General features: G+C 64.1%; 26 protein-coding genes and 1 pseudogene. 14 read left to right on the forward strand and 13 right to left on the reverse strand.

Features of this window, described 5'->3' with window-relative positions:
• Positions 1–427: 427 nt before the first annotated feature.
• The 5 genes from ACH196_RS30585 (at position 428) to ACH196_RS30605 (ending at position 4,107) form a co-directional block, all read left to right on the forward strand.
• Positions 428–1,600 (forward strand): MFS transporter, encoded by a 1,173-nt coding sequence (locus tag ACH196_RS30585; RefSeq protein WP_396650628.1) that lies wholly within the window; start codon positions 428–430, stop codon positions 1,598–1,600.
• A 37-nt stretch (positions 1,601–1,637) separates the two neighbouring features.
• Positions 1,638–1,760 (forward strand): capsid protein, encoded by a 123-nt coding sequence (locus ACH196_RS30590; protein WP_396650629.1) that lies wholly within the window; start codon positions 1,638–1,640, stop codon positions 1,758–1,760.
• A gap of 48 nt (positions 1,761–1,808) precedes the next feature.
• Positions 1,809–3,191, forward strand: a complete 1,383-nt coding sequence (locus ACH196_RS30595) for an aspartate aminotransferase family protein (RefSeq protein ID WP_396650630.1) — start codon at positions 1,809–1,811, stop codon at positions 3,189–3,191.
• Positions 3,192–3,268: 77 nt separating this feature from the next.
• Positions 3,269–3,679, forward strand: a complete 411-nt coding sequence (locus tag ACH196_RS30600; RefSeq protein ID WP_396650631.1) for a carboxymuconolactone decarboxylase family protein — start codon at positions 3,269–3,271, stop codon at positions 3,677–3,679.
• A gap of 65 nt (positions 3,680–3,744) precedes the next feature.
• On the forward strand, positions 3,745–4,107 hold the full coding sequence (locus ACH196_RS30605; protein ID WP_396650632.1) for a hypothetical protein: 363 nt from the start codon (positions 3,745–3,747) through the stop codon (positions 4,105–4,107).
• 310 nt (positions 4,108–4,417) lie between these two features.
• Here the strand turns inward: ACH196_RS30605 and mmsB are convergent, their stop codons facing one another.
• Positions 4,418–5,302 carry a 3-hydroxyisobutyrate dehydrogenase gene (gene mmsB, locus ACH196_RS30610; RefSeq protein WP_396650633.1) on the reverse strand — a complete coding sequence of 295 codons (885 nt, stop codon included), beginning with the start codon at positions 5,300–5,302 and terminating at the stop codon, positions 4,418–4,420.
• Positions 5,303–5,476: 174 nt separating this feature from the next.
• Positions 5,477–6,643 (reverse strand): isobutyryl-CoA dehydrogenase, encoded by a 1,167-nt coding sequence (locus ACH196_RS30615; protein WP_396650634.1) that lies wholly within the window; start codon positions 6,641–6,643, stop codon positions 5,477–5,479.
• A 115-nt stretch (positions 6,644–6,758) separates the two neighbouring features.
• On the opposite strand from ACH196_RS30615, the gene ACH196_RS30620 reads away from it, so the two are divergent.
• The 3 genes from ACH196_RS30620 to ACH196_RS30630 all read left to right on the forward strand — a co-directional run bounded on the left by ACH196_RS30620 (position 6,759) and on the right by ACH196_RS30630 (position 9,343).
• On the forward strand, positions 6,759–7,358 hold the full coding sequence (locus ACH196_RS30620; protein ID WP_396650635.1) for a dimethylsulfonioproprionate lyase family protein: 600 nt from the start codon (positions 6,759–6,761) through the stop codon (positions 7,356–7,358).
• A 2-nt stretch (positions 7,359–7,360) separates the two neighbouring features.
• Positions 7,361–8,830 carry a cobyric acid synthase gene (locus ACH196_RS30625; RefSeq protein WP_396650636.1) on the forward strand — a complete coding sequence of 490 codons (1,470 nt, stop codon included), beginning with the start codon at positions 7,361–7,363 and terminating at the stop codon, positions 8,828–8,830.
• Positions 8,831–8,953: 123 nt separating this feature from the next.
• Complete coding sequence (locus tag ACH196_RS30630) at positions 8,954–9,343, forward strand: nuclear transport factor 2 family protein (protein WP_396650637.1); 390 nt, start codon at positions 8,954–8,956, stop codon at positions 9,341–9,343.
• 12 nt (positions 9,344–9,355) lie between these two features.
• On the opposite strand, the gene ACH196_RS30635 is transcribed toward ACH196_RS30630, so the two are convergent.
• From ACH196_RS30635 to ACH196_RS30655, 5 genes are all read right to left on the reverse strand, one after another.
• The gene (locus ACH196_RS30635) at positions 9,356–9,754 is read right to left on the reverse strand and encodes a cupin domain-containing protein (RefSeq protein ID WP_396650638.1); all 399 of its coding nucleotides are present in this window, start codon (positions 9,752–9,754) and stop codon (positions 9,356–9,358) included.
• Between the two features lie 5 nt (positions 9,755–9,759).
• Complete coding sequence (locus ACH196_RS30640; RefSeq protein WP_396650639.1) at positions 9,760–10,182, reverse strand: VOC family protein; 423 nt, start codon at positions 10,180–10,182, stop codon at positions 9,760–9,762.
• A gap of 78 nt (positions 10,183–10,260) precedes the next feature.
• Complete coding sequence (locus tag ACH196_RS30645; protein ID WP_396650640.1) at positions 10,261–11,079, reverse strand: helix-turn-helix domain-containing protein; 819 nt, start codon at positions 11,077–11,079, stop codon at positions 10,261–10,263.
• 92 nt (positions 11,080–11,171) lie between these two features.
• Positions 11,172–11,714 carry a DUF805 domain-containing protein gene (locus ACH196_RS30650; protein ID WP_396650641.1) on the reverse strand — a complete coding sequence of 181 codons (543 nt, stop codon included), beginning with the start codon at positions 11,712–11,714 and terminating at the stop codon, positions 11,172–11,174.
• 159 nt (positions 11,715–11,873) lie between these two features.
• Complete coding sequence (locus tag ACH196_RS30655) at positions 11,874–12,692, reverse strand: TSUP family transporter (protein ID WP_396650642.1); 819 nt, start codon at positions 12,690–12,692, stop codon at positions 11,874–11,876.
• Between the two features lie 120 nt (positions 12,693–12,812).
• Between ACH196_RS30655 and ACH196_RS30660 the strand changes: the two genes are divergently transcribed.
• Complete coding sequence (locus ACH196_RS30660; protein ID WP_396650643.1) at positions 12,813–13,244, forward strand: TerB family tellurite resistance protein; 432 nt, start codon at positions 12,813–12,815, stop codon at positions 13,242–13,244.
• Between the two features lie 26 nt (positions 13,245–13,270).
• Here the strand turns inward: ACH196_RS30660 and ACH196_RS30665 are convergent, their stop codons facing one another.
• From ACH196_RS30665 to ACH196_RS30680, 4 genes are all read right to left on the reverse strand, one after another.
• Positions 13,271–15,007, reverse strand: a complete 1,737-nt coding sequence (locus tag ACH196_RS30665) for an ABC transporter ATP-binding protein (protein ID WP_396650644.1) — start codon at positions 15,005–15,007, stop codon at positions 13,271–13,273.
• A complete protein-coding gene (locus ACH196_RS30670; protein WP_396650645.1) occupies positions 15,004–15,876 on the reverse strand; it encodes an ABC transporter permease in 873 nt (290 codons plus the stop codon). The genes ACH196_RS30665 and ACH196_RS30670 overlap by 4 nt, the downstream gene beginning before the upstream one ends.
• Positions 15,876–16,820 (reverse strand): ABC transporter permease, encoded by a 945-nt coding sequence (locus tag ACH196_RS30675; protein ID WP_396650646.1) that lies wholly within the window; start codon positions 16,818–16,820, stop codon positions 15,876–15,878. The genes ACH196_RS30670 and ACH196_RS30675 overlap by 1 nt, the downstream gene beginning before the upstream one ends.
• A gap of 171 nt (positions 16,821–16,991) precedes the next feature.
• Complete coding sequence (locus ACH196_RS30680; protein ID WP_396650647.1) at positions 16,992–18,473, reverse strand: ABC transporter substrate-binding protein; 1,482 nt, start codon at positions 18,471–18,473, stop codon at positions 16,992–16,994.
• A gap of 211 nt (positions 18,474–18,684) precedes the next feature.
• On the opposite strand from ACH196_RS30680, the pseudogene ACH196_RS30685 reads away from it, so the two are divergent.
• A pseudogene (locus tag ACH196_RS30685) lies at positions 18,685–19,093 on the forward strand (OsmC family protein).
• Here the strand turns inward: ACH196_RS30685 and ACH196_RS30690 are convergent.
• Positions 19,090–20,367, reverse strand: coding sequence for an acetylornithine deacetylase/succinyl-diaminopimelate desuccinylase family protein (locus ACH196_RS30690; RefSeq protein ID WP_396650648.1), 1,278 nt, complete (start codon positions 20,365–20,367; stop codon positions 19,090–19,092). The pseudogene ACH196_RS30685 and the gene ACH196_RS30690 sit on opposite strands and share 4 nt — an antisense overlap.
• A gap of 198 nt (positions 20,368–20,565) precedes the next feature.
• On the opposite strand from ACH196_RS30690, the gene ACH196_RS30695 reads away from it, so the two are divergent.
• The 4 genes from ACH196_RS30695 (at position 20,566) to ACH196_RS30710 (ending at position 25,806) form a co-directional block, all read left to right on the forward strand.
• The gene (locus tag ACH196_RS30695) at positions 20,566–20,997 is read left to right on the forward strand and encodes a L,D-transpeptidase (protein WP_396650649.1); all 432 of its coding nucleotides are present in this window, start codon (positions 20,566–20,568) and stop codon (positions 20,995–20,997) included.
• A 190-nt stretch (positions 20,998–21,187) separates the two neighbouring features.
• Positions 21,188–24,037 carry a molybdopterin oxidoreductase family protein gene (locus tag ACH196_RS30700; RefSeq protein WP_396650650.1) on the forward strand — a complete coding sequence of 950 codons (2,850 nt, stop codon included), beginning with the start codon at positions 21,188–21,190 and terminating at the stop codon, positions 24,035–24,037.
• Complete coding sequence (locus ACH196_RS30705; protein WP_396650651.1) at positions 24,034–24,801, forward strand: 4Fe-4S dicluster domain-containing protein; 768 nt, start codon at positions 24,034–24,036, stop codon at positions 24,799–24,801. Before ACH196_RS30700 ends, ACH196_RS30705 begins: the two co-directional genes overlap by 4 nt.
• 81 nt (positions 24,802–24,882) lie before the next feature.
• Positions 24,883–25,806 carry a dimethyl sulfoxide reductase anchor subunit family protein gene (locus ACH196_RS30710; protein ID WP_396650652.1) on the forward strand — a complete coding sequence of 308 codons (924 nt, stop codon included), beginning with the start codon at positions 24,883–24,885 and terminating at the stop codon, positions 25,804–25,806.
• Between the two features lie 3 nt (positions 25,807–25,809).
• Here the strand turns inward: ACH196_RS30710 and ACH196_RS30715 are convergent, their stop codons facing one another.
• Positions 25,810–25,992 carry a hypothetical protein gene (locus ACH196_RS30715; RefSeq protein ID WP_396650653.1) on the reverse strand — a complete coding sequence of 61 codons (183 nt, stop codon included), beginning with the start codon at positions 25,990–25,992 and terminating at the stop codon, positions 25,810–25,812.
• Positions 25,993–26,044: the final 52 nt, after the last annotated feature.

Consider the following 26,044-nt stretch of genomic DNA (forward strand, 5'->3'; position numbering starts at 1 on the left):
TCCGCCCGGCGGAAGATTGCCGCGTTTCGATCCGGATGTTCCGAAACGCAAGAACATCCGCGAGGTCGACGAGATTCTGGCGCACGCCAATGCCATGGCGTTCTACGCGCTGGAGCCGCCGAGGCGCCGCGACACGTCCTGATGCGTCACCCCCAAACCTGAAAAGCCAAAGATCGATGGCCGGCGCGGATTTTTCCGCCCTTTGGCACCGATCCGTGCTGTCTGCGAGCAGCGTTGCGCGTCCGTCGCCGAAGCCGGCCAAAACAGCCTGGCCCTCTCGGTTCCGGGCAGTTTGATCCACCACCCCTCGTCGAACGGGTGAAGTCGGCGCCTGGCGGAGCGAAAATCGACCGCCTGCCGCAGTGCGTTTGTCTGGCAGGCATGGCAAGGAGACGCCTTCCAACTCACCGGAACGCCAGCCCGATTCATGACGGCAGAAAATCCGCCAACGACCGAAACATCCGACGTCGCTGCCATCGCCGGCATCATCGCGACGGTGGCGGTGTTCGCGATCAGCCAGGGGCTCTCCTATCCGCTGCTCAGCTTCATCCTGCAGCGGCAGGGCATATCGCCGGCGCTGATCGGCGTCTCGGCGGCGATGACGCCGCTCGGCTTCATCGTTTCCTCATTCGTCATCCCGGCCATGTCGCGGCAATTCGGCTCGGGCCGGCTGGCGCTTGCCTGCGCGGCGTCCGCCGCCCTGCTGCTTGTGGCCATCGCTGCGTGGCAGGACGTCTGGGCGTGGTTTCCCCTGCGCTTCCTGCTCGGCTTCGCCGCCAACCCGCTCTACGTCATCAGCGAGACGTGGATGATTGCCATGGCGCCTCCCGCGAAACGCGGCCGGCTGATGGGCATCTACGCCTCGATCGTGTCGGCGGGTTTTGCCATCGGTCCGCTGACGCTGGCGCTGGTCGGCACCGAGGGCTGGCCGCCGTTCCTCGTCGGCGTTGCCGCCTTCGCGCTATGCGGTGCGATCCTCATAGCCGTGCTGCCGCGCATGCCCGAGATGCAGGACGAGAAACAGCCCACCTCGGTCGCCGGCTTCGTCCTGGTCGCGCCGCTGCTGATCTTCGCGGTGTTCACCGCAGCGGCGTTCGAGCAGGGGCTACTGGCGCTGTTTTCGGTCTATGGCGAGGCTCACGGCAGTTCCGAACAGCGGATCGCCACGCTGCTGACCGTTTTCATCGCCGGCAATGTCGCCTTGCAGATCCCGCTCGGCGCGCTGGCCGAGCGGCTTGGCGCGACGCGCGTCATGCTGTTCTGCGCCGTCTTTGCCGGTGTCGGCTGCGCGCTGCTGCCGGTGCTGCTCCCCACATTGCTGATCTGGCCGGTGGCCTTCGTCTGGGGCGCCGTCGCTTTCGGCATCTACACAATGAGCCTGATCCAGCTCGGCGAGAAATTCTCCGGCTCCATGCTGATGACCGGCAACGCGGCTTTCGCGCTCGCCTGGGGCACCGGCGGCATCGCCGGACCGCCGCTCACCGGCACGGTCATGGACCTGATCGGCATGCAGGGCCTGCCGCTGGCGCTGGCCTTGCTGTGCGGCGCCCTGGCGGCGGGCATCCTCGCAGCGATTGCAAGACGGCGTGCGACGGCCTGACTTGAAGGCTATGCGCTATCTCGTCTAGTGTCGCCGCATGGTCAGGGCCAGATCCGCAGCGCCGAACATTGCCGTGACGCCGTCGTCGCGCACGGTGCATGCCGAGTTGCTGCGTCTCTGCGCCCGCATCGGCTATTCGCCGCCCGCCTCGCGTCGCTGAATTCGTCCCGGCTCCCGCCGGATTGAATGAAGACAAGAGGGCAAACCGATGACTTATCAGAACTATTCGCTGAAGCAGTTGCAGCAGATCGACGCCGCGCACCATCTGCATCCGTTCACCGACCACAAGGAACTGCGCGCCGCCGGCAGCCGCATGATCGTGCGGGCCGACGGGCCGTTCATCTACGATTCCGAAGGCAACGCGATATTGGACGGCATGGCCGGCCTGTGGTGCGTCAATGTCGGCTACGGCCGCGACGAACTGGCTGAGGCCGCCTACAAGCAGATGAAGGAGTTGCCCTACTACAACGCCTTCTTCCGCTGCTCGACGCCGACGCCGATCCTGCTCGCAAAAAAGATCGCCGAACTCGCGCCAAAAGGCGTCAACCAGGTGTTCTTCGGCTCGTCAGGATCGGAATCCAACGACACGGCGCTCCGGCTGGTGCGCCACTATTGGGCGCTGGAAGGCAAGCCCGAGAAGAACCGCATCATTTCGCGCAAGAACGCCTATCACGGCTCGACCATCGCCGGCACGTCGCTCGGCGGCATGGATCTGATGCACGGGCAACTCGGCGGCGCGGTGCCCAACATCGTGCATGTGATGATGCCCTATGCCTTCGAACTGGCGCTGCCCGGCGAGAGCGACCGTGATTTCGGCCTGCGGGCGGCCAAGGCTGTCGAGGACGCCATCCTGGAAGCCGGAGCGGACAAGGTCGCCGCCTTTATCGGCGAGCCGGTGATGGGGGCGGGTGGGGTAAAAATACCGCCGGCGAGCTACTGGCCGGAGGTGCAGCGCATCTGCCGCAAATACGATGTGCTCCTGATGCTCGACGAGGTGATCACCGGCTACGGGCGCACCGGCAACTGGTTCGCGGCGGAGACGTATGGGGTCGAGCCCGACACGATCACCACCGCCAAGGCGTTGACCTCCGGCTACCTGCCGCTGTCGGCTTTGCTGGTCGGCGACCGCATTGCCGGCGTGCTGGAGGAGAAGGGTGGCGAGTTCCATCACGGCTACACCTATTCCGGGCATCCCGTGGCCTGCGCGGTTGGGCTTGCCAATCTGGAGATCATCGAGCGGGAAGGGCTGGTCGAGCGGGTTCGCGACGACACCGGGCCGTATTTCGCAAAAATGCTGGCGGAGCGGGTGGCCGGTCATCCGCTGGTCGGCGAGGTCCGCAGCATCGGCCTGATGGGGGCGATCGAGATCGTCAAGGACAAGGCGACGCGCGAACGCTTCCTGCCCGCCGGAAGTGCCGCCGTCATCATCCGCGACCATGCGATCGCGTTAGGCATGATGATGCGGGCGACCGGCGACACGATGATCCTGTCGCCGCCGATCATGTGGACACGCGAGACGGTCGATATGGCAGGCGACCGGATCGCAAAAGCGCTGGATCTGGCGCTGGCGGATTTGAGCAAGGCGGCGTAACCGCGAAACAGGATTGAAATCTCAAGGGGGCGGACCGCCGGTTCCGCCCCAAAACATCTCTGGACGGAGAAAAGCGAATGTCGGGCAAGGCGCTGGTCGCACTGGTGGAATACGAGATGGCGGGCGCCGAGGTGCGGGCCGTCTATGATGACATCATGGAAACGCGGAAGTCCGATTGGGTCAATAATTTCTGGAAGGTGCTGGCGCATGACCCGGCGCTGCTGAAGCGCACCTGGGACTCGATCAAGCAGGTGATGGCGCCCGGCGCGCTCGACCCGCTGACCAAGGAATTGATCTACATCGCCGTTTCGGCCACCAATGGCTGCGAATACTGCACCTATTCTCACACGGCCGGCGCGCGCGCCAAGGGCATGACGGAAGAGCAGTTCATGGAAGTGCTTTCGGTGGTCGGCATGGCCAATGAAACCAATCGGCTGGCCAATGCGTTGCGTCCTCCGGTCGATGTGCAATTCCAGCCGCACGACTGAGCGGACGTTCGATTTTCCGCTGACTATTCATGTGTTTGACGAACTTTCTTGAGGGATAATCCATCATGGCCAGACGCCGCGCGGGAAATCTCCGCAGTGCCGCCGATCTTGCGTCCAGCCTGATGCTGGCGCCGATTGTGATGTGGATGCGCATGCCGCTGCTCGCTGGCGAGGCGCATGCCGGAGCCGACGGTGTGGAGACCATGCGGGCAGTGACCGAAAAAGGCATGGCGGTCGCGCAGGGCATGGCCGCGGCGCAAATGTCGGTGGCGGGCGCGGCGATGCGTTTCTGGCCGGAACTGTTGTCCGGTAGGACGCCGTCGATGCTGAACGGCGTTGCCGCCGAACAGGCGCTGCACGCTGCCTTGAAGCCGGCGGGTAGGACGATCAAGGCCAACTACCGCCGGCTGAGTGCGCGCAAGGCCTGATGCGAAGCATCGGACAGCCGATCTTCGAGTGCCGGCCAAGTCCGTAATCCGAACCTTTCGCGCCAAGCGCAAAAACCGCGCCTTTCGTTGAACGAAAGGGCGCGGTCTTGCCAAAATACGCATGGCCTTCGCGACGCATTACACTGCGAAGATGACGGCTCCGGTACGCAATACCTGATCCGGAGCGTGAGAGCGGCTGCGAGGACCGTTCTGAGTTGTTTGTAACCGGACAATCTTACTGCAGGGTTAGCGAGAGCTTAAGCAAACCTAAACATGCGGATTTTCGGCCTTAACAGGAGCGATTTCGAGATTACCCAACGTCACCGCGCAGCATGCGGATGATGCCGGAAAAATCATCGCCGGCATGGCCGAGCCCGGAGAACAGCGCATAGAGCTGCGCCGCCTGGGCGCCGAGCGGCGTGGCGACGCCGGAGGATTGCGCGGCCTCCTGCGCCAGCTTCAAATCCTTCAGCATGAGTGCCGCGGCGAAGCCGGGCTTGTAGTCGCGATTGGCCGGCGAGGCCGGCACTGGGCCGGGGACCGGGCAGTAGGTGGTCAGCGACCAGCACTGGCCGGACGAGGTGGAGGCGACGTCGAACAGCGCCTGGTGGGTCAGCCCGATCTTTTCGGCCAGCACGAAAGCCTCGGCGACGCCGATCATCGAGATGCCGAGGATCATGTTGTTGCAGATTTTTGCGGCCTGGCCGGTGCCTGCGTCACCGCAATGAACGATGCGGCCGGCCATTGGCTTCAGCACCGGCTCGGCTTTGGAAAAGGCTTCGTTGCTGCCGCCCGCCATGAAGGTCAGCGTGCCGGCAACAGCTCCGCCGGTGCCGCCGGAGACCGGCGCGTCGACCGAAAGCAGGCCGCGCCGCGCCGCGATGCTGTGCGCCTTGCGCGCCGATTCGATGTCGATGGTCGAACTGTCGATTAAGAGCGTGCCGTCCGCAACCTTGGGCACGATGTCCTCGTAGACCGAGACGACATGTTTTCCAGCCGGCAGCATGGTGATGACGATATCGGCATCCTTCACGGCCGCATGGGCGTTGGCCATGATGGTCACGCCGTGTTCTTTCGCTGTCGCGAGGTTGTCCGGCAGGAGATCGAATCCCTGCACCGCGTGCCCGGCCTTGACGAGGTTTGCTGCCATCGGGTTGCCCATATTTCCGAGGCCGATGAATGCGATGGTGGTCATTGGTGGGTGCTCCTGAATGGCGGCGGGGACTTGGTCAATCGGCAGTAGGCAGTGGGCAATAGGCAGTCGGGAAATAAGAAACAGGCGGGGAAGACCGAGGGAGCCGGCAGCCGGTGGCTGAAAGAGGATCGACTTTATTCTATTCCTGCTGCCGACTGCCTATTCCCGACTGCCCTATTTTCCTACCAACGACCGCGCCACGATCATCCGCATGATCTCGTTGGTGCCCTCAAGAATCTGGTGGACGCGCAGATCGCGCACCAGTTTCTCGACGCCGTAGTCGTGGAGATAGCCGTAGCCGCCATGCACCTGTAGCGCGTCGTTGGCGACCTGGAAGCCGATATCGGTGACGAAACGTTTCGCCATCGCCGACCATTTGCCGGCTTCCGGGCTTTTCGCGTCGAGTTTCGACGCGGCGGCGTAGAGGAAGACGCGGGCTGCCTGCAGTTCGGTTTCCATGTCGGCCAGCTTGAATTGCAGCGCCTGGAATTCGCGGATCGCCTTGCCGAAGGCCTTTCGCTCGCCGGCGTAGGCCACCGCCTTGTCGAGCGCCGACTGCGCGCCGCCGAGCGAGCAAGCGCCGATGTTCAGCCGGCCGCCGTCGAGGCCGGCCATAGCGATGGAGAAGCCAGCGCCTTCCTCCGAGAGCCGATTCGCCACCGGCACGCGGCAATCGGAAAAGATCACCTGACGGGTGGACTGCATATGCCAGCCCATCTTGCTCTCGACCGCGCCGAAGGAAAGGCCGGGCGTGCCCTTCTCGACGACGAGCGTCGAGATACCCTTCGGCCCGTCGGCGCCGGTGCGGACCATCACGACATAGATGTCGCTGTCGCCGGCGCCGGAGATGAACTGTTTTGTGCCGTTGAGTACATAGTGGTCGCCGTCGCGCGCGGCTCGGGTCTTCAGCGCAGCCGCGTCGGAGCCCGAACCGGGCTCGGTGAGGCAATAGCTGGCAAGCCACTCCATCGACGTCAGTTTTGGCAGAAAGCGCCGGCGCTGTTCCTCGCTGCCGAACCGGTCGATCATCCAGGCGCCCATATTGTGGATGGAGATGAAGGAGGCGAAACCCGGGCAGGCGTGAGACAGCGCCTCGAACACCAGCACGGCATCCAGCCGCTTCAGCCCCGACCCGCCGACATCGTCGCGCACATAGATGCCGCCGAAGCCGAGCGGACCGGTTTCGCGGATCACGTCGGCGGGGAAATGCTTGTTCCTGTCCCAGTCGAGCGCGTTGGGCGCGACGCGGTCGGCGGCGAAGGCTTGCGCCATCTCCTTGATCGCACGCTGGTCTTCGTTCAGGTCGAACTGGGTGGCGGCTGGATCGAAGCTGGCGTCCATGGGCGTCCTCCCGACGTTTTTGGCTATGCCTTGCCGGCAATCTAGACCAATGATGCCGCCGCGCAACCGATCAGGCCGCGCATCGGTTGTGCGAAATTTGTAGATCGAGGTTTGCGTGACGACGACTGCCGCAAGTCTGCTCCGGGCTTTCCGGGCCTATCTGGCCGAGATGTCAGAGGTGGTGCCGCCGAGGTTTTTGACCGGCATCGATAATCCGATGGCGGAGCGGACGCTGACGCCGAAACTGCTGCCATGCCTCGGTCATCTCGACAGGATTCTGGACACAGCGCCGGAGCCGGGCAGGGCACTGGTGGCCAGGCTCGCTCGCGACAGGGATCATCTCAACTGGGGCCAGACCTACACGGCGACCGATTTCGGCCAGACCTTCATCGACAATTACGGCTGGCTGGAAGTGCTCGGCACGCGCGGGCATTTCGCCCACGACGAAATCGCCGCCGGTTTTCTCATCCTCGGTCCGCACATCGTCTATCCCGACCATCATCACATCGCGGAAGAAATCTACATTCCGCTGATCGGCGGGACCGAATGGCGCAAAGGCGACAGCGGTTTCGTGGTGCGCGCGGCGGGCGAGGTCATTCACCATCCCTCCAACGTCAACCACGCCATGCGCACCGGCGACGAACCGCTGCTTGCCATCTATCTTTGGCGCGGCGGGCCGCTGGCGCAACGCTCCGTCATCGGCGGAGGCCGCTGAGCATGGCGCGGGCGATCATGCTGCAGGGAACCGGCTCGGATGTCGGCAAGACGGTTCTGGTCGCCGGCCTCTGCCGCGCGGCGCTAAGGCGAGGGCTGAAGGTAAAACCCTTCAAGCCGCAGAACATGTCGAACAACGCCGCGGTCGCCGACATTTCCGGCGATACCGGTGGTGGCGAGATCGGCCGCGCGCAATGGCTGCAGGCGATCGCCTGCGGCGTCGCGCCCTCCGTCCACATGAATCCGGTGCTTCTGAAACCGCAGAGCGACATCGGTTCGCAGATCATTGTGCAGGGAAAGATGTACGGGCAGGCGAAGGCCCGCGACTACCAGGCGCTGAAGCCGACACTGATGGACGCCGTCATGGATTCCTGGCGAAAGGTCGGGGAGGGCGCCGATCTTGTCATCGTCGAGGGGGCGGGCTCGCCGGCCGAGATCAACCTTCGGCCGCGCGACATCGCCAATATGGGTTTCGCCACCCGTGCGGACGTACCCGTCATCCTGGTCGGCGACATCGACCGCGGCGGGGTCATCGCGTCGGTCGCCGGCACGCATCTGATCCTGCCGGACGAGGACCGGAAAATGATCGCCGGCTACCTCATCAACAAGTTCCGCGGCGATGCCTCGCTGTTCGACGACGGGATCAAGGCAATCGAAAAATTCTCCGGCTGGCGGTGCTTTGGCGTCGTACCGTGGCTGAAGGCGGCCGCCATGCTGCCGTCCGAGGATTCGGTGGTGCTGGAACGGCTTGCAGCAGGCGAGCGGCGGGCGCTGAAGGTGGCGGTGCCGATCCTTTCGCGCATTGCCAATTTCGACGATCTCGACCCGTTGAAGGCCGAGCCGCAGGTGGAGGTGGTGTTCGTCCCGCCTGGTGAGCGGTTGCCGGCGGATGCCGGGCTGGTGGTCATCCCCGGCTCGAAATCGACGATCGCCGACCTGATCGAATTCCGCCGGAATGGCTGGGACGATGACCTCGCGGCTCACCGCCGGCGCGGCGGCCATGTCGTCGGCATCTGCGGCGGCTTTCAGATGCTCGGCCGCGTGGTCCGCGATCCCGACGGCATCGAAGGCAGCGTGCGCGAGACGCCGGGCCTCGGCCTGCTCGACATCGAGACGGTGATGGAGCCGGAAAAGACGGTGCGCAACGTGACCGCCCGGTCTCTTGCCTTCGACGCGCCGCTCTCAGGCTACGAAATCCATCTCGGACGCACCTTCGGACCCGACTGCCTCAGGCCTTCGACCGTAATCGATGGCGTCGAGGATGGCGCCACCTCGGCGGACGGAAAGGTGTTCGGCACCTACATGCACGGCTTGTTTTCCGCCGATCTTTTTCGCGACCGGTTCCTGGAAAGCCTGGGCGTGAAGGGCGGCGGCATCGACTACCGCGCAGAGGTTGAGCGCGCGCTGGACGAGATCGCGGCGCGGCTGGAAGAGCATCTGGATTGCGACGCAATCTTTGGGCTGGCGCGGTAACGCCGCCAGAAGTATCCGATATAAGCAATATAACATGACTTGCGAGGCTCAAGCATTGAGATCAAGATAAGCTTGTAACAACTTGGGAGGCTAGTGATGTCTGGCAGTAAGAACCTGGAGAATTTGAAGGCCGCCTACGCTGCATGGAACAAGAGCGAGACGACAGCCAATCTGGGTCCGCTGCAGGCCCTTATGGCTGATGATTTCCGCATTGCCAGTGTCGAGGAGACGACCCCGGGGCTATCCTTTGCCGTGGATTGCAACTCGAAGGCGGCTTCGGTTGCCTATCTCACAGGAATCTTCGACGAGTGGGAGATGGTTCACTATACGCCGGAGACGTTTGTCGAGCAGGGCGACAAAATCGCGATGTTCGGAAAATGCGCTTTCAAGCACAAGAAAACCGGCAAGACGGCAGAGTGCCGTATTTCCAACCTGTGGGAATTCAAGGACGGCAAGGCCGTCTCGATGATTGACCTCTTCGATTCCGCCAAGGCGGCTGCAGCCGCCACCTAGTCATCAAGCAATTCAGCCGTTCTCCTCGAACCACTGAACGATCGACCGCATGTTCTTCTCGAACCCTCCCGGCACGAACACGTTGAACAAACCCATCCGCGCATCCGAGCGGTTGGCGAAGTCGTGCGTCGTGCCGGCCGGGATGAAGAAGAACGAGCCGCGTGGCGCGTCGATCCAGCGGTCGCCGACCAGCAGCACGGCGGTGCCTTCGATGACGTAGAAGATCTCGTCATTGGCCTCGTGGCTGTGGGTGCCGGGACCGTCGCTGCGCGGCTCGACCCACCATTCGGAGATCGAATAGCGCTCGCCGGTCTCGGCGCCGTCGGCCTTGAAGACTGCGCGCATCGCCGGCATCGCATAGGCGCGGCCTTCATCCGGGCCGAGCGCGATCGGGGCGAGGGGGGCGGTCATCGCGCTCAAGCCCTGTCGGTCGGCTTCGGCCAATAGGTGCCGAAGGACCAGACATTACCCTCCGGGTCGGCGCATATGAAGTCGCGGCTGCCATAGTCGCGGTCGGTCGGTTCTTCCAGGATTTTCGCTCCAGCCGCCTTGGCCCTTTCGTAGGCGGCGTCGGTGTCCTCCACCGCAACATAGACGCTCTTGCCGGCATTCTCGCCGGGTCCGCCGACCATCGCGCCATATGGGTCGTCGCGCACGCTGCCCAGCATGATCATCGACGAGCCGAACGTCATCTGCGCATGGGCGACGGTGTCGCCATCCATGTATTTGGCGTGGACGGCGAAACCGAACGCTTTTTCCAGCCAGTCGATCATGTTTGCCGCGTCGCGATAGCGGAAGGTCGGGTAGATGCGGGGCGGTTCGATTGCCTTGTCGGCCATATCTTCCTCCTGTGGTTCACCTGTTTTGGTAAGCCACAATGGAGCGGATCAGTTGCCGGGTCTTGAAGGAATGTAACGTCAGGCGGCGGTCTCTGCGCGCCAGGCTGCCGGCGAGATGCCGGCCAGCGCCTGGAACTCGCGGGTAAGATGCGCCTGGTCGGCATAACCGCAGCCGGCGGCGATGTCCGCCCAGTCTTCGCCACCGGCACGCGCCGCTGCCAGTGCGCGGTTGAAACGGACGATGCGGGCGATCGATTTCGGCCCAAGGCCGATCTCGGCGTTGAAGCGGTCGGCGAGATGTTTGCGGGTCCAGCCGGCCCCGACGGCAAGCCGCGACACGGAAACCTGCCCGCCCGAAGCGTCGATCCGGGCGTAGGCTTCGCGGATCTCAGCTGACGGGGTTTTGCCGGCGCCGATGCGCGAGGCAACGAAATCGATGGCAAGCGCGAAGCGCGTGTCCCAATCCGGCGTGTTGCCGAGGCGCTCGCGCAGCGCGGCGCCTTCGTTGCCGAGCACATCGTCCAGTAGCACCATGCGGTCGGCGAGTTCATGCATCGGGAACTTGAAGAACCGCCGCGCGCCGAGCGGCGAAAAATCGATCTGCAGGCAATGCGACGCGCCGAAGGATTCGATGAGCACCGGACCGGCGTAAAGGCCGGCCGCGAAGCTGGCGATGCGGTCGGCTTCGGTGGGATCGCGGCCGAGGCCGATGGAAAACGGCTCGCCGAAGCTGATGATCAGCGGCACTGTCAGAGATGCGGTCTCGCGCATGCGGATATGTTTTCGCGCCGTCTCGCGGTAGCCGGTGATACGCGTGACGATGCCGCGCAGCAGGCCACCCGGACGGCTTTCGACCATCTCGAACGGACGCGCGTCGGGCAAGGCCGGCGAAGACATGTCCGCAGGCTAGCAAGCTGTGGCGGCAGCGTCAAAAATAGAGCGCCTGCTGCGAGGACGACGACCGCCCGCGTCTGTCCGCTGCACGGCTCCTACAGGCCGCGCCTGCCAAAGCCCGCCGGCTTCGGACGCGTCAGGCCCGACGACTGGCGGGCAACGGCCGGCGCCGCAGCTCGCGGAGGCTCGACGTTACGCTCCGCCTTCATGCTGCGGCTCGGGCGGTCGCCCCTCAATTCCGGATCGTCGAGGAACGATACGTCGAGTTCCCTTCGCTGGCCGTAGCTGTTCCCGCCGCCCGTCCCGCTCAGGAAACCGCATTCGACCAGTTGCCAGATGCCGCCGATGAACGGAATGAAGACGACCAGGAACCAGAAGCCGGACTTGTCGCGATCGTGATAGCGTTTCACCGTCGCGGCTATGTTGATCCAGCAGCAGAAAACGAAAAGCACGAAGAAGGACAGCAGGAACGTCAGGCCTTGCTCGCGGGCCAGTGCCGCGATCGCATCCTCGCCCAGCGAGGACAGGCTGCCGCCGAGAGCAGCGAAGAAGCTGATCAGCAGCACGCCGATGATCAACTGCACGGACCACCACTGAAGACGTCCGAAACGGCCTTTAAAACTGAAAAGATAACTCATCGCGCTCACCCCAAGCAGATCACGGGCGATCAAACGCGAAGATTGCAAAGAATTCACTGAACGGCCGCCGGCTCCATGCAAGACAAGCGGCCTTTCTGATCATACGGTAACCGCAGAGATAAAAGGATCGCTAAATCTGCGCCTTTCGGACTATCCGTCTCAAAACCCGAGCATCAGCCGCAGCGGATGGGCGGGATCAGCGAGCAGGCGGATGGCGAGCGCCACGCAGGTGACCACCAGCAGCGGTTTTATAAGCCGCGCGCCGATTTTCACCGCCAGCCCGGCGCCGAGACGCGCGCCAAGAATCTGCATGGCGGCCATCATCAGCCCGATCTTCCAGTCGATCGCGCCGGCGAGCGCGAAAACGGCGAAGCCGCCGACATTGGAGCCGAAATTCAGCAGCTTGGTGTGGGCGGTGGCCTTCAGCACGCCGTAGCCGGCGAGCGTCACGAAGGCGAGCATGTAGAAGGAGCCGGCGCCCGGACCGAAGACGCCGTCGTAGAAGCCGATCGCCGGCACCACCATCAGCCCAAACAGGAATGGGCGCAGGCGCTCGGCGCGGTCGACATCGTCCATGTTCGGCTTCAGCGCGAAGAACAGTGCGATGGCGATCAGTACGAAGGGGATCACGATGCGCAGCAGGTCGCCTGGCAGAACGCTGGCGAGCACGGCCCCCAACGCGCCGCCGCCGAACGCCATAAGCGCCATCGGCGCCTGCTTTCGCAGATCCACCTGACCCTTCGACGCATAGGTCAAGGTAGCGGCGCCCGTGCCGAACAGTCCCTGCAGCTTGTTGGTGCCGAGCGCTTCGACCGGCGAGAAGCCGGCGAGCAGCAGCGCGGGAACGGCGATCAGCCCGCCGCCGCCGGCAATCGAATCGATGAAGCCGGCCGAGAAGGCGGCGGCTGCCAGCAGCAGGACGATTTCGGTGGGAAGGTCGAACAAGGGCAAGGCTTTCGGCTCGGCGCGTTCGACCATAAGGCGGCAGTTTGCGCAAGGCGGATTTCGCGCTACGAAGGATGCGGAGAGGTAGCCGTCGGCGGTGCGATCCGTTTGTCGGATCGACGGCCGGCTGTGCAGACATGCAGGGGAATTCGAATGTCGCAGGGACTTCTGTCACGGTTCAGAAACATGTTCGAGGGCGACCCCGGCGTGCGCAAGGTGGCGGATGATCCGGCGCTGTCGGCCGAACTGCTGCTTCTGTTCCGCATGATCCTGGCCGACGGCGAGGTCAGCGAAAAAGAGCTGGAGACTTTTCGCCACATCTGCCGCGACGCCTTCGGCATCGGCGAGGACAGCATCGACGGCGTGGTCGAGTTCCTCAACGATTTCGGCTACGAGACCAGCGGCGCGCAGGCGCTGTCGTTGTTCCAGGACCTCGACGTCGACCGCCGCAAGCTCCTGGCGCGCCACATGGCCGAAATCGCCAAGGCGGATTCGCGGTTGGCCGAGAAGGAAGTGCGGCTGCTGCGCCGCACGCTGGAGGTTCTGGGCTTGAGCCCGGTGGATGTGGTGCGCTCACAGCAATAGTGAGCTTGGACGCCCGGCATCGCCATTCAGCCTTGCTCGCGCAGTTTTCGCGAAATCGCCCGGCGCAGGTCGGGCGCGGCTTCGACCAGGGCCTTCGCCGCATCGGACTGCGGATTATCCAGCACGTCGGTGGTGGCGCCGCGCTCGACGATCTTTCCCTCATGCATGACCAGCACCTCGTCGGTTATTGCGCGGGCGACCGTCAAATCGTGGGTGATGAACAGATAGGCGATGCCGAGTTTTCGGTTGAGCTCGGCGAAAAGGTCAAGGATCTGGGCGCGGATCGACACGTCGAGCGCCGAGACGGCCTCGTCGGCCACCACCAGTTTCGGCCGCGTGATGATGGCGCGGGCGATCGACAGGCGCTGGCGCTGGCCGCCGGAGAATTCGTGCGGATATTTCTGCATGTCGTGCGGCTTCAGCCCGACCTGGTGCAGAGCGTGCGCCACCAGTTCCCGCCGCTTCAGCGCGTCTGGCGCCGGTTCCAGCAGCGACAGCGGCTCGGCGACAAGGCGCTCGACCTTGTGGCGCGGGTCGAACGAGCCGTAGGGGTCCTGGAACACCACCTGCATGTTGCGCCGCGCTGGCCTGAGCTCGGCCTCGCTGCGGCTGGTGATCTCCTCGCCCATGAAGCGGATTGTTCCGGAGGTCGCCTTGTCCAGCGCCAGCACCAGCCGCGCCAGCGTCGATTTTCCGCAACCCGAGCGGCCGACCAGCGCGACCGAGCGGCCCGGCGCAAGGCTGAACGACACGTCGTCGACGGCGCGGAAGGTTTTTGCCCTGGCGAAGAGGGAAGGGCGGTCGGCGGAATAGTCGCGGGTGAGGGAGGAGACTTCGAGGAGGGGAGTCCCTTCTCCCCGTTCACGGGGAGAAGGTGGCCCGAAGGGCCGGATGAGGGGCGGCGCGAGCCTGTCAGTTTTGGGCGCTAGCCCCTCATCCCCCTGCCGGGACATTCTCCCCGTGAACGGGGAGAAGGGGCTATTCGTGCGTCCCTCCGGCACGTGCATCGAGGCCAGCGCCAACTGGCGCGTGTAGGGATGCTGCTGCGCCGACAGCGTACGCGCGGTCTCGCCGGTCTCCAGAATCTCGCCGCCGCGCATGATGGCGATGCGGTCGGACATCTCGGTCACCACGGCGAGGTCGTGCGAGATGAGCAGCAGGCCCATTTGGTTCTCGGCGACCAGCTCGCGCAGCAGTTCGAGAATTTGCGCCTGCAACACCACATCCAGCGCGGTGGTGGGCTCGTCGGCGATCAGCAGCTTCGGCTTCAGCGCGCAGGCGATGGCGATGACGACGCGCTGGCGCTGGCCGCCGGATAGCTGGTGCGGATAACGCGACAGCGGAAATTTTTCGCGTGGCAGGCCGACGCGGTCGAGCATTTTTGCTGCGCGCTGTTCCGCCTCGGCGCGGCCGACGCCCGCATGCCAGCGGATACCTTCCGCCACCTGCTCGCCGATGGTCTTGACCGGATTGAGCGCCGTCATCGGCTCCTGAAACACCATGCCGATATCGTTGCCGCGGAGCCGGCACATGGCTTCTTCGGCGGTGCCCAGTATGTCGGCGCCGTTGAGCTTTATGCTGCCCTGCGTCCGCGCGCCTTGCGGCAGCAACTGCATGATTGCGAGCGCCGTCATCGACTTGCCGGAGCCGGATTCGCCGACCAGCCCCAGAACCTCGCCGGGCTCGATCCCAAGGTCCACGTCCTTCAGGATTTCGGTGTCGCCGATCGACAGCGACAGGTTCTCGATGGCGAGCAGGCTCATTGCCGCCGCCTCAGTTTCGGGTCGAGCGCGTCGCTGACGCCGTCGCCGAGCAGGTTCAGCCCGAGCACGGTGATGATGATGGCGAGGCCCGGGAACAGCGCCAGCGACGGCATCACCATCATTCGGGTCTGCGCGTCGAACAGCATGCGGCCCCAGCTCGGCATCGGCGGCTGCGCGCCCAGCCCGACATAGGACAGGCCGGCCTCCGCCAGAATGCCGAGCGCGAACTGGATCGTGCCCTGCACCAGCAGCATGGTCGCGATGTTGGGCAATATGTGCTCGACCGTGATGCGCGTCTTGCCCTTGCCGGCGGCGCGCGCCGCGAGGATGAATTCGCGCGGCCAGATGGCGAGCGCGCCCGCGCGTGCCACGCGCGCGAACACCGGTATGTTGAAGATGCCGATGGCGATGATGGCGTTGACGGCGCCCGGCCCGAATACCGCCGTGATCATGACGGCCGACAGCAGCGCCGGGAAGGCGAAGACGAGGTCGTTGAAGCGCATCACGATCTCGTCCAGCCAGCCGCCGCGCGCCGCCGCCAGGCAGCCGAGCGGCACGCCGAAGCCCATGCCGATGCCGACCGCGACCAGCGCCACGGCGATCGAGTTGCGCGAACCGACCATGATCATCGACAGCACGTCGCGGCCGAACTGGTCGGTACCGAAGAGGTGTGTTGCCGACGGCGGCAGCATGCGGTCGGCGACCACCAGTCTGGTTACGTCGTAGGGCGTCCAGAAAAACGAGAGCAGCGCCATCAGTGCGATCAGCGCGGTGATGACGAAGCCGATGACAAAGGAGCGGCTGGCTAGCGCGCGGGCTATAAAGCCGGAAAAACCGTCCTGTGCTGGAATGCTGGATAGGCCGCCCATCACCGCGCCCTCAGTCGCGGATCGACCAGCGCATAGGACAGGTCGACCAGCAGATTGACAGCAATGACAGTGGCGACCAGCAGCATCACCACGCCCTCGACGACGATCAGGTCGCGCTGGGTGATCGCCTGGAACACCAGCCGGCCGAGGCCGGGGAGGTAAAAAACGTTCTCGATGATGATGGTGCCGGCGAGCAGGAAGGAGAATTGCAGGCCGACGATGGTGAGCACCGGGATCAGCGCATTGCGCAGCGCATGCCGCCACAACACCACGCCGAACGGCAAGCCTTTTGCCCGCGCGGTGCGGATATAATCTTCGCCGAGCACCTCGATCAGAGCGGAACGGGTGACGCGCGACAGGATCGCTGCCTGTGGCAGCGCCAGCGCGACGGCCGGCAGCAGCAGCGCCTTTAGCGCCGGCCAGATGCCGGCATTCCAGCCGGGAAAACCGCCCGCCGGCACCAGCCGCAGCCAGACGGCGAAGACGTAGATCAGAAGCAGCGCGAACCAGAAGTTCGGGATGGCCACGCCCACCTGGGCTACGCCCATCGATAGCGCATCGCCGGCGCGCCCGCGCCGCTCGGCCGCGAAGGCGCCGACCGGAATGGCGATTGCCACCGACAGGAACAGCGAGATCAGCGCCAGCGGCAGCGACACGGCGATACGCTCGGTGACGAGGTCGATGACGGGGACGGAATAGGTGTAGGAACGGCCGAGATCGAGCGTCGCCAGGCCGCCGATCCAGTTGAAATAGCGGACAGGTAGCGAATGGTTCAGCCCCATCTGCTCGCGCAGCGCCTCGACTGCATCGGGTGTCGCGTTGATGCCGAGCATCAGCCGCGCCGGATCGCCGGGCAGGATTTCAAGGACGGCGAATACGACCAGCGAGGCGACCAGAAGCGTGGCGAGGGCGATGAGGATGCGCTGGGTAAGGTAGGCGGTCATGCAGGCGCCTGCACTTCCCTCCCCCCTGAGGGGAGGGTGGCGAGCGCAGCGAGCCGGGAGGGGTCCATGCGGCCGTGCTCGAGGTTCATTCTGATGTCCCGCGCTGCCGGGCTGACCCCACCCCGGCGCTTCGCGCCGACCCTCCCCTCAAGGGGGAGGGGGACCTCGGCGCTAGTCGACCCATTTCACCTTCGTCAAATCATTCGCCTGGATCGGCGAATTCTCCCACAACCCCTCGACCTTGGCGTCCCAGATGCCGATCTTCGGCAGTTCGAACAGGAATCCGTTCACCGCGTCGTCGGCCAGAATCTTCTGCGCCTGCTGGTAGAGCGCGGTGCGCTTGGCGTCGTCGGAAGTGAGATTCAACTCCTCGATCACCTTGTCGAAGGCGGGATTGTCGTAATTGAAATAATAATCCTTGCGGGCGTAGATATCGATGTCGTTGGGCTCGGTGTGCGAGACGATCGACAGGTCGTAGTTCTTGTCGGTGAATACCTGGCTCAGCCAGTCGGCCCATTCGAGCGGGATGATCTCCAGATTGATGCCGATCTCGCGCAGTTCCGACGCGATGATCTGGCCGCCATCGCGGGCATAGGCCACCGGCGGCAGCTTTAGCGTGGCTGAAAAGCCGTTTTCCAGTCCAGCCTCCTTGAGCAGTTCCTTCGCCTTGGCAATGTCGTGCGGATAGGTGCCGGTCAGGTCGATATAGGCCTTGTTGGCCGGCGAGAAATGCGAGCCGATCGGCGTGCCGAGGCCGGACGAGGCGCCGTCGATGATCGCCTTGCGGTCGATGGCGTGGGCAATGGCCTGGCGCACCTTCAACTGGTCGAAGGGCGGCTTCTTGTTGTTGGTGGCGAGAATAGTCTCGCCTTCGGTCGACCCGATCACAACCTTGAAGCGCGGATCGGCCTGCACCTGCGGCAGGGCGTCGCCGACGTTCATGTTGGGGAAGGCCTGCACATCGCCGGAAAGCAGCGCCGGGATGGCTGCGGCGGCATCCGGCACGATGCGGAACTCGGCGCGGTCGAGCGCGACCGGCTCGCCCCAGTAGTCGGGGTTCTTGACGATGGTGATCGCCGAGCCCTTCGCCCAATTGTCGAACTTGAACGGCCCTGTGCCGACCGGCTTTTCCTTGTTGGTGGCCGCACTTTCCGGTGCGACGATCACCGCGTCGCCCCAGCCCATATTGTAGAGGAACGAGCCCTGCGGCGTTTTCAGCGTGACCTTGACCGTCGCCGGGTCGACGACCTCCACCGTGTCGATCGCCGCGAACAGGCCCTTTTGGGCGTTGGTCGAATCCGGCGCCCGGGCGCGGTCGAGCGTGAACTTCACGTCCTCGGCGTTGAATTCCGAGCCGTCATGGAATTTCACGTTCGCGTGCAGCTTGAACGTATAGACCTTGCCGTCCTCCGAGATCGTCCAGCTTTCGGCCAGTGCCGGCAGCACCTCGCCGGACGCGCCGATGCGGGTCAGGCCCTCGAAGACATTGGCGTAGAGCACCTCGTCGATCGCGGCCGCGGCGCCCGCCGTCGGGTCGAGATGCGGCGGCTCCAGCGGCATGCCGAGCACAAGGTCGGTGCGGGCGGCGAAAGCAGCACTTGCGCTCAACACGGTCAGCGTCGCCGCTGCGGCAAATGTCTTCCACGGTGTCATCGGCAAGCTCCCTCCGTCGGATGATGTGGCGGATAGAAGCCTGATTTCAGGCCGGAGTAAATCGGCATTCGATTTGCCGGAGCAGCGATGGGCGGAATGGGATTCCAATTTGCTGGCCCAAGCGGTTGTCCGCTTGCGGGCGACGACAAAATCGAGCGGCGGCAATTTCGATGCTCTATAAGCGATCCGCAAATTGGGGAAGGAGCCGCCCATGGATGCCGCAACGCTGAAGGCGCAGCAGGCGCCGCTGAAGAACGCCTATCGCGAGACGCCGGAAAAAGCAGTCATCACGCTGAAGGCAAAAGGCTCGATCGACGACCAGTCGATCGCCTGCAAGGTGGAGACCGGCCGGGCCATCGCGGTTGCCGGCCTGCATCCGGCCACCGGCGGCAGCGGGCTGGAGCTTTGTTCCGGCGACATGCTGCTGGAGGCGCTGGTCGCCTGCGCCGGTGTGACGCTGAAAGCAGTGGCGACGGCGCTGGAATTCAAGCTCTCCGGCGCGACCGTCTCGGTGGCAGGATCGCATCGATTCGCTGCTGAAACTCACCGAGCGCTATTGCGTGGTGTTCCAGACGATCAACCAGCGGCCGGAATTGTCGGTGACGGCCAGGCGCGGCTAGCCGGCCTTGCCCCGCAGCAGCAAATCCAGCCCGATCGCCATGACCTGCGCCGACTGCACCATGTCGTCGATGCCGACCCACTCGTCGGGCCGGTGGGCAAGGTCGAGGATGCCGGGGCCGTAGGCGACGCAGTCGTAGATATGGCCGATGCGGGCGATGTGCTTCTGGTCATAGGTACCGGGCGAGATCACATAATCCGGCTCGCGGTCGAAGACGGCGCGGATGCCTTGCGCCAGCGCTGAAGGCACCGGTTTGTCATGGTCCGTCATGATCGGGTGGACTTCCATGACGTCCTGGATCGCATAGTCAAATTTCGGCCGCTCGCGCTTCAAGCGGTCGAGGATCGAGACCACCTCATGCTTCACGTCATGAAGGTCCTCTTCCAGAAGGAAGCGGCGGTCGATGGTCAGCCGGCATGAATCCGGCACGTTGGGAGACGGCAGACCGGGCTTGAAGTCGTCGGTCTGGCCACCATGGATCGAGTTCAAATTCAGCGTCGAGCGCCGCGCGCCCTCCGGCACCACCGGCATTTTGGTGCGCTTGCCGTCGAGCAACGGGAACAGCTCTGCTTCGAAGGCGTCGAGCACAGCGCCCATGTGGCGCACGGCGCAATCGCCGAGAAACGGCATCGAGCCGTGGGCGATCTCGCCTTTGGTCTCGATCTCCGCCCACCAGACGCCGCGGTGGCCGAGGCAGATGCGGTCCTTGTTGAGCGGCTCGGGAATGATGACGTGGTCGACGCGCGGTTTTGAGAAGTAGCCTTTCGAGGCGAGGTAGGCGACGCCGCCGAAGCCGCCGGACTCCTCGTCCACCGTACCGGAAATCTCGATGGCGCCTGGGAAATCCGGATGCACCTCCAGATATGCTTCTGCTGCGATGATGGCCGCCGCCAGCCCGCCCTTCATGTCGCAGGCGCCGCGTCCATAGACGCGCCCGTCTTTCACCACCCCGGCAAAGGGGTCGAGGGTCCAGTCGTGTCCGGGCTCGACCACGTCGATATGGCCGTTGAAATGCACCGTCGGTCCGGGCGAACGGCCTTCGAGACGGGCGACGACGTTGGTGCGCGGATAACGATCCGAATCGCCCGGCGTGCCGACGCCGCGCAGATATTCGACGGCGAAACCCTGCCGGCGCAGGCGCTCGCCCAGATATTCGGCGCAGGGCGTATAGGCCTCGCCCGGCGGATTTACCGTCGGAAAACGGATCAGGTCTATGGTGAGGGACACGAGGTCGTCGCGGCGCGCGGCAACCGCCTTCAGCAGTCTGTCGGTCATGCGCCGATTTCAGCAGGCGAAAGGGCGGTTTGGCAAGCGGGTCGGGCTGCAACCATGGATGGTTTCACTTCGTAGCTGTTGCTCGCGAGGAATTGATCAAATGCATGAATTGACGTTGGCAAATTGCTCAAACTCTTCATGCTAATTGTGCTCGGGGAAGGAAAAGCGCGCTGCGCTGTGGGTATGAGGGTGGGTTGCATGAGAAAATCGGTATTGGTGGCCGCTGCGTTTTGCGGACTTCTTTTCGGCGGAATCAGCCAAAGTTTAGCGGCAAGTCTCGTCGCTCGCGTTGATGTCGCCAGCCAGACAATGACGGTCAGCAGATACGGCCAGGTCATCCATGTCTGGAAAGTCTCAACAGCACGCAAGGGATATGTTACGCCGCGCGGTAGTTGGCGTCCGACACGTCTTCACAAGATGTGGCGCTCGCGCAAATACGACAATGCGCCGATGCCGTTTTCGGTGTTCTATTATGGCGGCTACGCCGTGCATGGCACCGGCCATGTCAAATCGCTCGGTCGTCCGGCCTCGCACGGTTGTGTTCGACTGGCGACCGGCAATGCCGCTACTTTCTATTCGCTGGTGAAAGAGGTCGGCCCCGGAAATACGCGGATCGTCGTTACCAACTGATCCATCCGCGACAGGTGTGGCTCCTGTCGATCCGACGGATAGCGTGCCATCCGTTACGTGTCGCGTTATTTGTCTATACAAAATTTGCTATGAATTGACGCTTTAGAGCATTTTCTTCCCCACGCTGGCCCGATACAGATTGTCGGCAGGAGGTCCATTGTGACCAGCCAGCCAGGCCGCAGGGGGAAGAATGCCGGCTAAGCCACGGGTCGCGCTTTCGGAACCCGTCTCGGACGAGGTCCGCAAGACCACCTGCTACATGTGCGCCTGCCGCTGCGGCATCGACGTGCACATCAAGGACGGCAAGATCCGCTACATCGAAGGCAATCGCGACCATCCGGTTAATCGCGGCGTGCTGTGCGCCAAGGGATCGGCTGGCATCATGCAGCACTACGCTCCGGCGCGCTTGAAGGCGCCGCTTAAGCGTGTAGGCCCGCGCGGCTCGGGCGAATTCCAGGAAATCTCCTGGGACGAGGCGCTGGAAACGGCGACGCGCTGGCTGGGCGAAGTGCGGGAAAAGGATCCGAAAAAACTCGCCTTCTTCACCGGCCGCGACCAGTCGCAATCGCTCACCGGCTACTGGGCGCAGATGTACGGCACGCCGAACTATGCCGCGCATGGCGGCTTCTGCTCGGTCAACATGGCGGCGGCCGGCATCATGACCATCGGCGGCGCCTTCTGGGAATTCGGTGCGCCGGATTGGGACCGGACGAAGCTGTTCGTGTTGTTCGGCGTGGCGGAAGACCACGATTCCAACCCGATCAAGATCGGCCTGTCGAAGCTGAAGAAGAATGGCGCCCGTTTCGTCTCGGTCAATCCGGTGCGCACCGGCTATTCGGCGATCGCCGACAACTGGATCGGCATTCGCCCCGGCACGGATGGGCTGCTGATCCTCTCGGTCATCCACGAACTGCTGAAAGCGCGAAAAATCGATGTCGACTACATCGTGCGCTACACCAATGCGACATGGCTGGTGATCGACCAACCGGGCGCGGCCGACCACGGGCTGTTCGCGCGCGACGCCGATGGAAAACCGCTCATTTTCGAGAGTGTCACCGAACGGGTGATGCCGCTCGGTACACAAGGGGCTCGTGCCGCGCTGTCCGGACGTATCGAACTGCCTGACGGACGTTTCGCGAGCCCGGCCTTCCAGCTTCTCGCTGAAAAATACCTCGATCCGAAATATGCACCGGAAGCGGTCTCCGGCGAGACTGGTGTCGCCGCCGAAATTATCCGAGGGCTCGCCGCCGAGATCGCGCGTGTCGCCTTCGACGAGGCGATTTTTCTCGACCAGCCATGGACCGACATGCGTGGCAACCACCACGACGGTTTTGTGGGCCGGCCGGTCTCGTTCCACGCCATGCGCGGCATCTCCGCCCATTCCAACGGGTTCCAGACGGCGCGTGCGCTGCATCTCCTGCAAGTGCTGATTGGCGCGATCGATTGCCCCGGCGGCTTTCGTTTCGAGCCGCCTTATCCGAAGCCGGTCGAAGCACACCCGACGCCGCACGGCAGGGCTGAACATTTCGGCTCGAACAAGCCTCTGTCCGGTCCGCATCTGGGCTTTCCGCGCGGGCCGGAGGACATGCTGATCGACGCTGACGGCAGGCCGACCCGCATCGACAAGGCGTTTTCCTGGGACGCGCCCTTCTCGGCGCACGGGCTGATGCACATGGTCATCGCCAACGCCCATGCCGGCGATCCCTATCCCGTCGATCTCCTGTTCCTCTACATGGCCAACATGGCGTGGAACTCGTCGATGAACACGGCGGGCGTCATAAAGATGCTGGAGGACAAGGATTCTGCTACCGGCGAATACCGCATCCCGAAAATCATCTATTCCGACGCCTATGCGTCGGAGATGGTCGCCTATGCCGACCTCGTGCTGCCCGACACGACCTATCTGGAGCGCTACGACTGCATCTCGATGCTCGACCGGCCGATCTCCGAGCCCGACGCCGTGCAAGACGCCATCCGCTGGCCGGTGGTCGAGCCCGACCGCGATGTACGCGGCTTCCAGTCCGTGCTGCTCGATCTCGGCGCGCGGCTGAAGCTTCCCGCTTTCGCCGACAATCGCGGAAAACCGATCTACGCGGACTACGCGGACTACATCGTCCGCCACGAGCGGCGGCCTGGCATCGGCCCGCTCGCCGGTTTTCGCGGCCGGGAAGGGGACCGCGCCGGGCGCGGCGCCAGCAACCCGGACCAGTTGCAGCGCTACATCGAGAACGGGTCTTTTTTCTCCGCCCATATCCCGCTGGAAGCGCAATTCTTCAAGCACGCCAACAAGGCGTATCAGGACTTTGCCGTGCGCATGGGGTTCTTCGACCAGCCGCAACCGGTGACGTTCCAGCTCTATCAGGAATCGCTGCAAAAATTCCGGCTTTCGGCGGAAGGGGTGCGCGAGCCGCTGGCGCCGGAAACGCACCGGGCGCGTATCCTCGAAACTTTCGATCCGCTGCCGATCTGGTATCGCCCCTTCGAGGAGGCAGCAGTCGACCGCGAACAATTCCCGTACCATGCGATCACCCAGCGGCCGGCGGCCATGTACCATTCCTGGGGTTCGATGAACGCCTGGCTCCGGCAGATCCATACGCGCAACCCGCTCTATGTGCCGGGCGCCATCTGCGACGAGCATGGCCTGCGCGATGGCGACTGGGTCTGGCTCACCTCTAACCATGGGCGGATAAAGGTCGAGATCAAACGCATGGAGGCGGTGAATTCCTCGACGATCTGGACTTGGAACGCCATCGGCAAGCGTGGCGGCACCTGGGCGCTCGACCCGAAATCGCCGGAGGCCGAGCGCGGTTTTTTGATGAACCATTTGATCAACGAACTGCTGCCGCCGAAGGGCGACGGGCTGCGCTGGTCGAATTCCGATCCGATCACCGGCCAAGCGGCGTGGTACGATCTGCGCGTCCGCATCGAGAAGGCGGAGACCGGTGCCGAGAGCCAGCCGCACTTCGCCTCGGTCGCAAGGCTGCGGCGCGGCGAGGAAATTCCGGAGGAATTGCGCTACGGGCAGGAGTGGGCGAAGTGACCAGCCTGCCAACCGAACGCTCCGGCAAAAAAAAGCTCGGGCTGGTCATCGACCTCGACGTCTGCGTCGGCTGTCATGCCTGCGTGGTCTCCTGCAAGGAATGGAACACCGGCGGCTATGGCGCCGCACTTTCGGACCAGCAGCCTTACGGCCCGGGCGTGTCCGGCACGTTCCTCAACCGCATCCATTCCTTCGAGGTGGTGCCAGAAGGCGGCGAGATCGTCGGCGAGGCGGGCGAGGCGCGCATCGTGCATTTCCCGAAAAGCTGCCTGCATTGCGACGATGCGCCCTGCGTCACCGTCTGCCCGACCGGCGCCTCCTACAAACGCGGCGAGGACGGCATCGTGCTGGTCGACGAGGACAAGTGCATCGGCTGCGGCCTGTGTGCCTGGGCCTGTCCCTACGGCGCGCGCGAGATGGATCTTGCCGCCGGCGTCATGAAGAAATGCACGCTCTGCGTCGACCGCATCTACAACGAGACGCTCCAGGAGGTCGATCGCGTTCCGTCCTGCGTGCGCACATGCCCAGCCAACGCCCGCCATTTCGGCGATCTTGCCGATCCGTCCTCGGCGGTGTCGATCATGGTGGCCGAGCGCGGCGGCATCGACCTGATGCCGGAGCAGGCCACGCGGCCCGTCAACAAATATCTGCCGCCGCGGCCGCGAAAGCCGCTCGCGGCAAGCGCCGGCGCGCTGCTGGCCGAAAACACTTCGGGCGCCAGCGGTTTTTTCGCCTGGCTCGATGGCATGCTGGACCGGATTTGAATGGGCAGCCTTTTGTTTGCGGATCGGCGGCGCCGAGTTAACCGAAAGCTGCTTCAAGCCAAGCGGCGGGCGCACTGAAAAATGCATCCCGCCTTCTCCATCATCGTTTTCACCACCCTCTCGGGCCTCGGCTACGGCCTCGCCGCGATACTCGGCCTTGGTATCCTCGATTCTTCCGCCATCGCCACCAAACTCGCGCATGTCACGGCGCTCGTCATGATCGGCGCCGGCCTGATGTCGTCGACCCTGCATCTCGGCAATCCGCAGCGCGCCTGGCGGGCGCTGTCGCAATGGCGGTCGAGCTGGTTGTCGCGGGAAGGGGTCATGGCGTTATTGACCTTCTTGCCGCTGCTGTGGTCGGCGTGGGGCGCTGTGATCGAAGGCCGGCATGAGCCGGTGGGGGGCGTCCTCGGCGCGGCCGGCGCCGTTGTGACGGTCTATTGCACCGGCATGATCTACGCCTCGCTGAAATCCGTGCAGGCGTGGCACACGCCGCTGACGCCGCTGTGTTTCCTGCTGTTCGCACTGTCTGGAGGTCTCGTCCTCGCGAGCCTCGCAGCCGCCGCGGGAGGCGGTAGCGTGCTCGAACTCTCGCTGGCTGCCATCGCCGCGACGATCGTGGCTTGGACCGCCAAGACCGTCTGGCGGCGGCGCATGCTTTCATTGCGGCCGTTGTCTACCCCCGAGACCGCGACCGGGCTCGGTTCGATCGGAAAAGTCCGCCTGTTCGAGCGGCCGCATATCAACGAGAACTATCTGACCCGGGAAATGGGCTTCAAGATCGCTCGCAAGCATGCAGCCAAGCTGGCGCGGCTTTCGTTCCTGGCCGGTGCGGTCGTGCCGGTCGTACTGCTGCTCGTCGCGGCGGCGGCTTTCACCATCCCGGCCGTTTCCATTGTTGCGACGGCCGGCGCCTGCATTTCCTGTGTTATCGGGATTTTTGTCGAACGCTGGCTGTTCTTTGCCGAAGCGCGCCACGCCGTGATGAACTACTACGGCGGTTGAACGCTATCCGACCACGCTGAGCTTGCGGTGGCTCAGCTTTTCGACCTTTCGCACCAGCCGTCGTTTGGCCGCTATCTGGGCGTCGCGCTCCGAAAATTTCTGCGGCCCCCAAGGGGTCCAGATCACAGGGCTGGCCTTCTCGGCTTTCGGTCGCTTCATCGGTTCCACCTTGGGATCCATGTGCATCGGACTATCCTCCGATTATGGTTACCAAGCGCTTAACGAGCTCAAGCGCGTG

Origin of the sequence: Mesorhizobium sp. IMUNJ 23232, assembly GCF_044326205.1 — a bacterium.
GTDB lineage: Bacteria > Pseudomonadota > Alphaproteobacteria > Rhizobiales > Rhizobiaceae > Kumtagia.